This window comes from Winslowiella iniecta, from assembly GCF_001267535.1.
GTDB classification, from domain to species: Bacteria; Pseudomonadota; Gammaproteobacteria; order Enterobacterales; family Enterobacteriaceae; genus Erwinia; species Erwinia iniecta.
On the sequence record NZ_JRXE01000016.1, the window covers coordinates 15,152 to 26,925 of the forward strand.

An 11,774-nucleotide genomic window follows, 5' to 3' on the forward strand; every position below is an offset into this window, starting at 1 on the left:
ATTTTGCTTTTTACTGACACCAACACCTGAGAACTGGAAACGCAGATTTATGACGGTAAATTTGATTGAGCGCATCTCCACTGCGCTGGAATCTGAAAACACGCTTGAAGGCTTTGTTCGTCAGTTGTTGGAAATGCTTGAGCTGGTCACTGAGATGGAGTCGACCTACCTGACGCGTATTGACGCTGAGGGAATTCAGCAGCAGATTTTATTCTCGCGTAACAGCAAAGAGATGCAGATTCCTGAAGGCTTGTCCGTTCCCTGGGAAGATACCTTATGTAAACGGGCGCTGGATGAAGGGCGGTCTTTCACCTGTGATGTGCCCGGCGTTTGGGGTGACTCACAGGCGGCAAAACAGCTGGGTATCACCACTTATATCAGCACTCCGGTGATGCTGGCGGAGGGCAATCTTTACGGCACGCTTTGTGCTGCCAGTAGCCAGAGTCACCGTCTGTCCGAGCGCGCCGAGCAGGTGTTACAACTCTTTGCCGAGCTGATTGGTCAATACATTCGTAAAGAGCAGCTGTTGCAGCAATTGCAGGAAGCCAATGCCGCACTGACGGCGGTAAGCTTAACCGATGAACTGACCAGCCTGCCTAATCGCCGGGCGGTTTTCGAGCAGCTGCCGAAGCTGTTTTCCCGCGCCAGTGATGATTCACGCTATGTGCTGGTGGCATTTGCCGATCTGGATGGTTTTAAACAAATTAACGATCGTTACGGACATGAAACCGGCGACGCCTTTCTGAAATCTATCGCCGAACGCCTGCGGCAGGAGGCGACCAGCGATAAAGTGCTGGGGCGGTTGGGAGGGGATGAATTTATTATGGCGTTCGTTGGCCCGGAACACTATGACCATGCCGTCGATGCAGCCGAGGCGTTCAGAGCCAGGCTGTCGGCATTATTGACCGGGGAATACCAGCTCGAATCCTGTTTTATCGATTACCCTGGTGCCAGTGTTGGCGTGATAGTCGCTAATCCGGCGAGTGCTACTCCGGATATGGCGTTACGCGAAGCGGATGCGGTAATGTATCTGGATAAAATGCGTCGCAGATCCTCAGTGTCACCAGTCAATCAATAACGTCAGGCTCGCTATCAGCTTAGGTTTGCACCCTGCATATCCTCAGAACGGGAGCCGAAAACGGCTTCCCTACAACCGTGCCGAGGTTATCATCGATCAAGGCCGTTGGGGCGGCGTTCTCGCCGCCCGTGCCAGAGGCTATCTGGCCTGCATACCATCATGTCAAATATCCCACCCCGACACGCGGGTTAACCCACTTCTCTCCCGTTCCTGAATATCAATCAAAAGTTATCGTATTACCAGACTCTGGCCGCCAGCTCGGTGGAAATTTGTATGACGTTAACATCACATTTATCACTTTAAATGATGGTTAATTTATTGATTTTAGGTGATTTTATAGTTGTATTTAAATGCTAACGCCAGCATAAGACAAAAATTGTTATCTGTGTCGCAAAAAGTAAATAAAAAAATCTCCTTATGTTTTTGAGTGACGGCTGTCACATCAATTAAGGTCTCATAAATATATAAAACCATGCTTTATTAAAAATGAAACATCGGTTCATTAATTTCAAGAGACCTGAATGTTATGACTAAAAAAACGATACTTTTGGAAGATGGGCGGAAGGTCACGCTGGGGCATCAACTGGCTTACGGCGGAGGCAATTTGCTGGGAAGTGGCGCCCTGGCCATTGCTGGTGCGTGGTTACTCTATTTTTATACTACCTTCTGCGGGCTGACATTGCTGGAGGCCTCGTTTATTTTTTCGGTGGCCAGCGTGATCGATGCCATCAGTAACCCATTAATGGGTTACTTGAGTGATAACTTTGGTAATACCTGGCTGGGTAAACGTTTTGGCCGTCGGCGTTTCTTCCTGCTTATTGGCGCACCGTTAATGATGTTCTACCCGCTACTGTGGGTGGAAGGCTTTGGCTTCTGGTATTACCTGACCACTTACGTCATTTTTGAACTGATTTATACCTCGGTTATGGTGCCGTATGAAACCCTGGCCACTGAAATGACCGATGACTTTGCTGTACGCAGCAAACTGACCGGTTATAAGGCGATGTTTGGCAAAATCGCCAACTTCCTCGCTGCATTTATTCCCGGACAATTTATCCTGCTGTACGGTAAAGAGTCTGCGCAGCCTTTCCTGTATACCGGCATTACCTATGGCCTGATCCTGTTTGTCGCGGTGGCATTGTTACATGGCTTCTCCTGGGAACGAAAAGATACCGGCATAAAAGCAGTGCGGCAGAAAAAGACCCTGTGGAAAACCGTGGTGGCGCTGGCGCGTGATATGCAGTCGACGTTTTATCTGCGGGTGTTCCGTAAGCATCTGGGGATGTATCTGTTTGGTTTTGGCGCTGAGTGGCTGTTTGCTTCCGTTTTTACCTACTATGTGATTTTTGTGCTGCAATACGACCCGGCTATTCTGGCCGGACTGAACAGCCTGAATGCGATTCTGCAACTGTTCTCCACCGCGATTTTTATTGGTATCTGCGTTAAGCGCGGCTTTAGTAAGCCTTACACCTGGGCGCTGTTAATCGTTATCTTCGCGGTGTGCTGTTATACCTTACTGCATTTCCTGCACCTGCCAGCCCATATTGCCACGGTGGCGATTATTGGTGTGACCGTTATCTTTGGCCTGGGAACCGGCGGGGTGTATTACATTCCATGGACGGTCTACACCTTCCTGGCGGATGTGGATGAAGTCTTTACTGGCCGTCGCCGTGAAGGAATCTATGCCGGTGCCATGACCTTCGCCGGTAAAATCGTGCGTTCGATTATCGTCTTTGCAATGGGCGCTCTGCTCAGCTATTACGGCTTCCAGTCGAAATCGCATGTGCAGCCGGAAAGCGCGATTACCGCGATTTCGTGGGTGTTCTTCGGTGGTGTGATTGTGCTGGCGCTGGTAGCGATTATCTTTAGTCGCCAGATGACCCTCGATCGCAAAACGCATCGCATTGTGCTGGAAGAAGTGGCGCGTATCAAAGCCGGTGGCGAGCTGAGTGCCATCAAACCTGACGTGCGCGAAGTCATTGAAACCCTGGTGGGTTATCCCTACGAGCAGTGCTGGGGTAACAGCGATATCTCGCGGAAAATGAAGCTTGCCGAAGAGGCTGCGCCCGCGATGTCGGAACAGCTGCCACAACGCTAAAACCACAGCAATATCCGATCACTACATTCCTGCCCGTCGGGCAGGAAGGGATTAACTCGTTTTGAGGAAAGAGAAATGAGGGAAATAAAGGTCATTTCCTGCTCGCTGTTTATGCTGAGCATCAGTTGCAGCGCCGCCAGTCAGTTACCTGATAGCAATACGCTGGTATGGCGAGCGATTGCCTTCGGTCAGTCGACCGATGTGAATTTCGCCACGAATGTGTTGCCTGAGAAGGTCGGCGTCAATCAGGTGACGCGGGAAAATGGTCAGCCTGTACCGGTGCAAGGAAGCAAGCTGATAACGCCGGTTCATATTGAAAGCCGTGGCGGCAAAATTGGTAACAGCCACGACGGCCTGACGTTTTATTACACCTTTTTGCCCGCCAGCGCCAATATGCAGCTGGATGCCGAGATCAGCGTTGAGCAATTTGGCCCGGAAAATGGCGCGCTGCCCGCCGGGCAGGAGGGCGCGGGCTTGCTGGTCAGAGATGTGCTGGGGCAGGCGCGCGCTGAGAAGCTGAAACCCGGTTACGAAGAGTTTCCGGCCGCCGCCAATATGGTGATGAATGCGCTGCTTACCGAAGATAAAAAATCTCACCATTTGCTACAGGTGACGCAAATCGCGCGCAACGGCGTCAAAAATCCCTGGGGCAATGCGGGTGTGGAGATGGTTCGCGAGGCATACCACCATCGGCTGGATATCCGGCAAACGCCGCGTTTTCGTCTGCGGCTGGCGCGAACGGATGACGGTTTTATCTCCGGCTGGGCCGCAGTGGACAGTGACCAGTGGGTGACGCAGAAAACGGGGGATGCAGAACGGGTGACGGTGCAGGATAACAGCGGTTATTACGTCGGCTTTTTTGCCTCGCGCAATGCGCGGATTACCGTTCATCAGGCCAGCCTGACACTGAGTGAGCATCACGCGGTTGCTGCCGAGAAATTTGTCGCTGCGGCGCAACCGGCCCGGGTCGAGATAGCTTCTTCATCATTGACCGCGCGTCCGGATTACCGCTTCCAGCTGCGCAGTAATCAGCCAGGCAAACTGAGCGTCAGCCGCAATGGCCAGCCACTGGTGCAGGATAAAGCGCTAAAAGCCGGTGAGATGCAGTCGTTGTCGGTGAATACCGGCGCGGATTCCAGCGAGATAAGCTGGCGTCTGGTAACCAACAGCGGTGAAACCCTGAGTGATAAGCTGACGGTGAAGCCGGTCAAACTCGCCGATGCGGTCAATCTGTATGTTTCGCCGCAAGGTAAGGCTGATAATAACGGTAGCCGTGAGCAGCCGCTGGATTTTGCCACCGCTGCCGCCGTGCTGTCACCGGGCGGCACTCTGTGGCTGGCTGAAGGTAACTACCCGCTGACCACTCTGCCTGCCAGCGCCAGCGGCACCCCAGAGCAGGCGAAGAAGCTGCGCCCGCTTGGCAAACACGTGGTGTTTTATGGGCTGAATCTGGAAGCCAGCCACTGGGATATTCAGGGGATTACGGTAACGGAAAAAAGCTTCAATATTTCCGGCAGTTATAACCATATTGATCGGGTAGTGGCGCACCATGCTGACGACACCGGTATCTGGGTGGCTTCCCCGGCGGGGATAGGGCGCGCATTGTGGGCCAGCCACAATATCATTTCTAACTCTGAGTCTTATGGCAATAAAGATCCCGGTCAGATTAATGCTGATGGCTTTGCGGTAAAAATGCGTGTCGGGGAGGGGAATAAACTGATTGCCTGTTTCTCCCATGATAACGTTGATGATGGTTTTGACCTGTTTAATAAAATCGAAGATGGCCCGAACGGTCGGGTGATTATCGAAAACAGTATTGCACTGCGTAATCGTAATAATGGTTTTAAACTCGGCGGTGAAGGTTTACCCGTGGCGCATCAGGTATCGGGCAGTGTCGCGATAGAAAATGGCATGGATGGCTTTACCGATAACTTTAATCCGGGTGCCCTAGTGGTGCGCAATAATACTGCCATCGATAATAAACGCTTTAATTATCTTTTCCGTCCCGGTCCTTACACTCAGGCAGATAAACAGAGTCAGTTGCAGGGCAATGTTTCCTTGCGCAGCTCACCAGCGGAATATGCCGATGCGGTAACCGGCCGCCTGAAAGATAATCGCTTCCTGACGCTGGATGATAATAAACCAACAGCGAAATAATAAAACCTGATGTAACACTAATAAAAAATACCAATGGGGTTTTGTAATGAATAAACAGACGTTAATGATCTGCGGGTTACTGCTGTGTTCTTTTCAGGCTGCGGCGGTAACGCTGGATGTGCGGCATGAGTGGCAGGATGACAGCAAAGTCCATAAAGATCGCTTTGCCGTTTCCCATCGTTTTGATAACGGCTTTGGCTTCTCACTGGAAGCAAAATGGAAATCGGATGGCGATAACAGCAACAAAGCTTTCCACGATATCGTCAGTAACGGCACGGAAAGCAGTATCAATTACCAGTATAAAATTACGCCAGCCTGGTTTGTTCAGCCAGGATTTACCCTCGAATCATCCAGCAACAGCAGTATCTACAAGCCTTTTTTAACCACTGGCTATACCTTTGACAGTGGGGTTTATTTAAATGGCCGTTATCGTTACGAATATAAACGGGTCTCGGAGGATGGCAAAGAAGATGAAAAAACGAATCGTGGCGAATTCTGGCTGGGATACCGCTATCAGGATTTCCGTTTCGAATATAACTATATTTATAAACACAGTGACCAGATTCGTTTCGATAATAAGAAGTGGGACTATGAGCATAATGTGAAAGTACTGTGGAAGCTGGATAAAAACTGGGCACCTTACACTGAGGTGGGGAATATCAGCGTTCGTAAAACCAGCGATGAACGACAAACGCGCTTCCGCATAGGTTTGCAGTATAGTTTTTAACGCGAAATGATCTCGGGCGGCGACAACGCCGCCCGGACATTTAGTTCTGACGGTAACATACTTTCCTCACAAATTATCTGTTTCCCATAAGCGATATAACTGATAGTCGTGCTCAATCTGCTGCGGATGGTCACTGGCAAGAAAAAAGGCCGCCGGACAGCTCGCGACATCCACGGTCGGTTTCAGTACAGCACCCTCGGCAGATTTCATTACCACGCTGAAAAACGACTCCAGCTGTAACAAGAACGCCTGTAATTTACACCGGGAGAATGGCCGGATAACAGAGGCAATGGCGTGCACACAGCGCAAATGTTTGCGAAACGGATAAACCGGTGGGATCGACGTCAGTTTTTCCGGCGCGGTGTAGGCATAGCGCATCAGCATCAGCTGATCGGCACCGGTCGCCAGGCGAATCGCCTGCGGATTAGCCGCATCGGATGCGTGTGCGACAGTTTTCAGCAACTGCGGACCCTCCGGCGAAAGAATCAGCCTGGTATGGCCTGCGCCGGTGACAATGTCAATTGCGGTCAGCACCTGTAAGGTATAACTGAGGCACGCGCTGGCATCCGGATGCTGTGGATTGCAGAGCTCGTCATAGTCATACAGGTTGCGCCCTTGCCGGAAGCGTTTATGCACTTTCCAGATATCGGTGGTCCAGCGTTGCCCTTCAAAGCTGACGGTATTCACCCTATACTCCGGGCCTTCGATAAATTTTTGCACCAGCGCAGCATGGTTTCTGACCTGCGTGCGGTGATATTTTCCAATAATCAGCTGTGCTGCCTGTTCAACCTGCCCGGCGGTTTCACAGAGGTAAACATCCCCCGAACCGGCACCGTTCAGTGGCTTTATCACCGCGCGGATAAATCCCTGATGTAAGTACCATCTTTTCAGTTCAGACGGATGGTTGCTGATGTGCTGAGCAGCAGTCAGCAGCCCATGCTGACTGGCAGCCTGATTCATGGCGTATTTATCCTGCCGCAGGTGCGTGGTACGCGGAGAGTTGCCACGCAGTGACAGACGGCTGGCAAGCAGGTCGCTCAGCTCTACGGCGGCCCCGTTGCCCGGAATAATAGCAACAGGGCGCATCGCTCTGAGTTCGTCGATGATGGCTTCCTCATCGTCATCATACCAGGTGAAAAACTGTGAAAATTTATCGCGCTGAAAACAGGGATTATCGTTAGCTTTCACTGAGGCGCTGGACTCAATATGGATCAGCTGAAAAGCGCGGTAAAGCTCTTCTGCTAACAGTGCGCCGGTCGATATGGCATTAACAATAATCACCATGGGTAGTGGTTGCTGATTAATTTTCTCCATCATTCTCTCCGCCAGGGCAGCAGTCGGAGAGACGGATTTTCAGCGGGTCTTTTTGGCAATGTTGCGGAAGATATTTTCATAATTAAGCCTGCCCATTTCCTTTAAGCCGTTAATATTGCTGACCGATGCGAGGACATATCCATGTGTCTGTAATATTATAAAAACTTATAAATAACAGAGCCTAGATAACGCGAAATACGGTAAGCTTAATAATTAAATCATGCGGTTGTCTTGAAGCTGGAAATTAATTCTAATGCTTAAGCTTGAAATTTACTTATGAAATGAGGGGCTGTCAATCAGGATGGTTATAAATAATTAGATTCAAATGAAATGATTTTAATTAAGTTAGATAATAATAATATTACAAGTGTAGTTATTATATCATCATGTTTATTAACCCTGCCGTGTTAATCATTAAAATGATATTCATTCAGGAGCCGATGCTGCTGACCGGCCCCTGAATCTCGCTTTACGACTTAACCGTAGTCGGTTCACCCGCTGCTGGCTTAAAGTCAGTGGCTACCGCGGCGGCGCGTGCGGCGGCATCCACCGGTTCATCATATTTGCGTTTCAGATGATTTTGCACCTGCTGAAGCAGTGCGCCATCCAGCGTGTAGTGGCGCAGATAGACCCACAGCGTCAGGGCAAAGAACAGCATCGGCAGCACAATCATAATGCCCTGCATGCCCATCACGGTACTGGCGGTTTGCGCGACGCCAGCCTGATATCCGACAGCCCCCAGCAGTACACCAATCGCCAGCCCGGCAAAAGCCGCACCGGCCTTAACCACCATGGTTTGCACCGCAAAGGCAATGCTCTCGATGCGCATCCCCAATGCATAGTCACCATAGTCGACGGTGTCAGCCACCATAATCACCAGCAACACCCAGAAGAAAGCCCCCCCGCTGTTGGCCATAATACCAGACAGCGCAATCAGCGCGGCGCTTTGCGGCGCATAGAGTCCGACGTAAAGCAGCAGCAGACAGCTCAATACCGGTAAAACTGAGGCGCTAATCCATAACACCCGTCGCGAAAAGCGTTTCGCCAGCATCGGGAACAGCGCAATGGTCGCCAGGTTGGCGATACCGGCATACATCATATACCACGGGAAAAGCTCTTCCCGACCGACAACATATTTGAAGTAGTAGATGGCAAAAGACTGAATCACGTTATGAGCCATATTCCACGACAGCGCCATAATCAGCAGTGCAAACAGCGGTTTATTGCGCACGATCATCATCAGTACGCTTTTCAGACCATGTTGCACCTGCGTAGCGCCAGGGTGCGAGGAGGAGTATTTCTCTTTGACGTTAATCAGCGTGACGAGGGTCGAGAGGATAAAAAAGAACACCAGAATAAAGGTAAAGCGCATAAAACCCTCGCCCTGATGCCCCTGGCCCAGCAGGTTAACCAGCGGCAGGCCAATCACCCCGGTGAGATAACCGGCGCTGCTGGCGAAAAAGCGCGGCCACGGGATCAGCGCCTCGCGCTCGCGCTTATCCACGGTGATGCAGGGCACCAGCGACCAGAACGGCACATCCATAATGGTGTAGGTAAAGCCCCAAAGAATATAGGTCACCCAGATGTAAGCGATCAGCGCGCCACCCGAGAAGTTGTGCGCGCAGAATACGCTGATAAGCACTGCGGAATTCACCAGTGTACCAATCAGAATCCAGGGTTTAAATTTCCCCCAGCGCGTGCGGGTGCGTTCGACAATCCAGCCCATCACCGGATCAAGCAGCGCATCGAGAATACGCGCCACCAGAAACAGCGAAGCCACCATACTGACGGATACGCCGACCACATCGGTGTAGTAGTACATCAGGTACATATAAATAATGCCGATGGCAAAATCCTTACCAAAGGCACCGAATCCATAGCTGATTTTAGTTTTTAACGATACGCTCATGACAATCTCCGCATGTCCCCGGAGTACCGACGCTGACAGCCGGAAAAACAGCGTCGGTCTCCTTTCGATGCGGCTTAAATGTAGGGTAGGTGGGGATCAGCGGTACGCCGGTAACCAGTCGCCGTGCGCCTCGATTAACGCGTCGCACAGGCGAATGGTGTCATCAATCGACAGCTCAGCCGAGGTGTGCGGGTCAAGCAGCGCGGCGTGATAGATGTGTTCTTTTTTCAGCGTCACGGCGGCTTCTATCGTCAGTAACTGGGTGTTGATATTGGTGCGATTAAGCGCTGCCAGCTGCGGCGGCAGGTCGCCAACCACGGTTGGCGTAATCCCTTGTGCATCCACCAGACACGGCACTTCGACACAGGCTTCTGTCGGCAGGTTGGTAATCAACCCACGGTTCAGCACATTACCGCCAATTTTATACGGCAGGTCGGTTTCCATCGCTTCAATAATATAAGACGCATATTCATGACTGCGGTGATGAGTCAGCGCTTCGTCACGGGTTAATTGCTCACGTTGCAATTGCCAGTTATTGATTTGCTCAATACAGCGGCGCGGATATTCATCCAGCGGGATATTAAAGCGCTCGATTAATTGCGGATAGTTGCGTTTAATCCAGTAGGGCATATATTCGGCGTTATGCTCAGACGATTCGGTGACATAGTAGCCAAAGACCCGCATGATTTCATGGCGTACCATATCGTCATGCTTATGTTGCAGCGCGGCGGCGCGGCGTTTAATTTCCGGATAAATATCTTCACCATGACGCTTAATATCCAACAGCCATGCCATATGGTTGATACCGGCAATTTGCCAGGTCACGCCATCGGTGGGCATATCCACCGCCTTCAGCAGCGTTTCAGCGCAGACCTGAACACTGTGGCAGAGGCCGACGGTTTTGATGCCGGTGTGGCGCAACATCGCGCCGGTCAGGGACGCCATCGGGTTGGTGTAGTTCAGGAACCACGCATCGGGACACACCTGTTCCATATCGCGGGCGATATCAAACAGCACCGGAAGGGTGCGCAGGGCGCGAAACAGGCCGCCAATCCCCAGCGTATCGGCAATGGTCTGACGCAAGCCAAACTGTTTCGGGATCTCAAAATCGGTAACTGTGCACGGCTGATAGCCACCAACCTGAATCGCATTAATCACATATTTCGCCCCTTGTAATGCTGCGCGGCGTTGTCCGACGCCGACATACTTTTCAATGGTGGCGCGCCCCTGATTAATATTCTGATTAATGTTATTCAGCATATTCCACGAGTCCTGCAAGCGACTTTCATCAATATCGTACAGTGCAATTTGCACGTCGGATAATGCCGGCGTCGCCATAATGTCGCCGAGAACATTTTTTGCAAATACGGTGCTGCCTGCACCAATAAAGGTGATTTTCATGGTTCTTTCCTTTGCCAGTGAATGTTGCGCTGAAAAGACTCTAGGCAGAGAGCGAATTAATGTATATGTCGTTTTGTGACATCAATATGGCGAAAAATAACCGCAGGCTAAAACTGTGAAGTTGTTCTCAAATCACCATTTAGCAACGGCTTAGTGCTTGCAAGCAGAGCATCAGAACACTACAAACAAGATTATCTATGGGGTTATGTGATGTAACGCTGGCGGTAATATCTGAGGTAACAATGCAGAAAGATTTAAAACCTGAAGAGATATCGCATTTTGGACTGAATGTTTTTCAGTATGGTCATGAAGTGTGTCGGCCGGGGCACAGCTATGGTCCGGCGGTACGTCAGCACTATTTACTGCATTATATTATTCGTGGCACCGGCGAGCTGTTTACCGAGCGGGGACGCTATCAGATTAAAGCCGGAGAGGCTTTTCTGATCCACCCTCATGAAATTACTACCTACAGCGCCGATAAACGGCAACCGTGGGAATATATGTGGATTGAGATTGACGGCTTAATTGTTTCCCGCGCTTTTGAGTCCTGCGGATTACATCGTGATAATCCGGTCTATGCTCCCGCCGCAGGCAGTGAACAGCGCGAAGCGCTGCACTATTTACAGCAAATTGTCCGACAGGAAACGCAGCAGTCATTACGTATCGCCGGTCTGACCTGCCTGTTTCTTGATGCGCTGCTGGCGAATGCGGCGAACAGCCGCCCGGCACGGCAGGACGATGATCATCCGGTGGAAAAAGCCATTCACTGGATGGAGCGCAATTATCATGAAAATATCAGCGTCAGTGATATTGCCACCTGGTGTCGGGTGGATCGCAGCTATCTGAGCCGTCTGTTTAAACAGCGCTTTGGCTACGGTCCGAAACACTATCTGATTATGTTGCGTATGAACGTCGCCACTTCACTGCTGATCGACGCCAGATTGCCGATCAAAGTGATCGCGTTTTCGGTTGGTTATCGCGACCAGATGCAGTTTGCCAAAGTTTTTCGGCAGATCTACCAGATGTCGCCGGGGGGGTGGCGCAGGCAGCAGGCAGCGAACGGATAAAGCGGGGTTAGCCTCGGGCAGAA

Annotated in this window: 8 protein-coding genes; 5 read left to right on the forward strand and 3 right to left on the reverse strand. The window is 51.0% G+C overall.

The window, feature by feature from the left end; all coding sequences use genetic code 11:
- Positions 1 to 49 precede the first annotated feature (49 nt).
- The 4 genes from NG42_RS12410 (at position 50) to NG42_RS12425 (ending at position 6,060) form a co-directional block, all read left to right on the forward strand.
- Positions 50 to 1,078, forward strand: coding sequence for a sensor domain-containing diguanylate cyclase (locus NG42_RS12410; protein WP_052899755.1), 1,029 nt, complete (start codon positions 50 to 52; stop codon positions 1,076 to 1,078).
- A gap of 526 nt (positions 1,079 to 1,604) precedes the next feature.
- Positions 1,605 to 3,176 carry an MFS transporter gene (locus NG42_RS12415; protein ID WP_052899756.1) on the forward strand — a complete coding sequence of 524 codons (1,572 nt, stop codon included), beginning with the start codon at positions 1,605 to 1,607 and terminating at the stop codon, positions 3,174 to 3,176.
- 75 nt (positions 3,177 to 3,251) lie between these two features.
- Positions 3,252 to 5,333: a right-handed parallel beta-helix repeat-containing protein gene (locus NG42_RS12420; protein WP_052899757.1), complete on the forward strand. Its 2,082-nt coding sequence runs from the start codon at positions 3,252 to 3,254 to the stop codon at positions 5,331 to 5,333.
- Between the two features lie 46 nt (positions 5,334 to 5,379).
- Positions 5,380 to 6,060: an oligogalacturonate-specific porin KdgM family protein gene (locus NG42_RS12425; RefSeq protein WP_052899758.1), complete on the forward strand. Its 681-nt coding sequence runs from the start codon at positions 5,380 to 5,382 to the stop codon at positions 6,058 to 6,060.
- A 66-nt stretch (positions 6,061 to 6,126) separates the two neighbouring features.
- Here the strand turns inward: NG42_RS12425 and NG42_RS12430 are convergent, their stop codons facing one another.
- From NG42_RS12430 to melA, 3 genes are all read right to left on the reverse strand, one after another.
- Positions 6,127 to 7,377 (reverse strand): hypothetical protein, encoded by a 1,251-nt coding sequence (locus NG42_RS12430; RefSeq protein WP_052899759.1) that lies wholly within the window; start codon positions 7,375 to 7,377, stop codon positions 6,127 to 6,129.
- A 466-nt stretch (positions 7,378 to 7,843) separates the two neighbouring features.
- Positions 7,844 to 9,283, reverse strand: coding sequence for a melibiose:sodium transporter MelB (melB, locus tag NG42_RS12435; protein ID WP_052899760.1), 1,440 nt, complete (start codon positions 9,281 to 9,283; stop codon positions 7,844 to 7,846).
- 96 nt (positions 9,284 to 9,379) lie between these two features.
- Complete coding sequence (gene melA, locus NG42_RS12440) at positions 9,380 to 10,684, reverse strand: alpha-glucosidase/alpha-galactosidase (protein WP_052899761.1); 1,305 nt, start codon at positions 10,682 to 10,684, stop codon at positions 9,380 to 9,382.
- A 242-nt stretch (positions 10,685 to 10,926) separates the two neighbouring features.
- Here melA and NG42_RS12445 point away from each other — a divergent pair, with 242 nt between their 5' ends.
- The gene (locus NG42_RS12445; RefSeq protein ID WP_053115812.1) at positions 10,927 to 11,751 is read left to right on the forward strand and encodes an AraC family transcriptional regulator; all 825 of its coding nucleotides are present in this window, start codon (positions 10,927 to 10,929) and stop codon (positions 11,749 to 11,751) included.
- Positions 11,752 to 11,774: the final 23 nt, after the last annotated feature.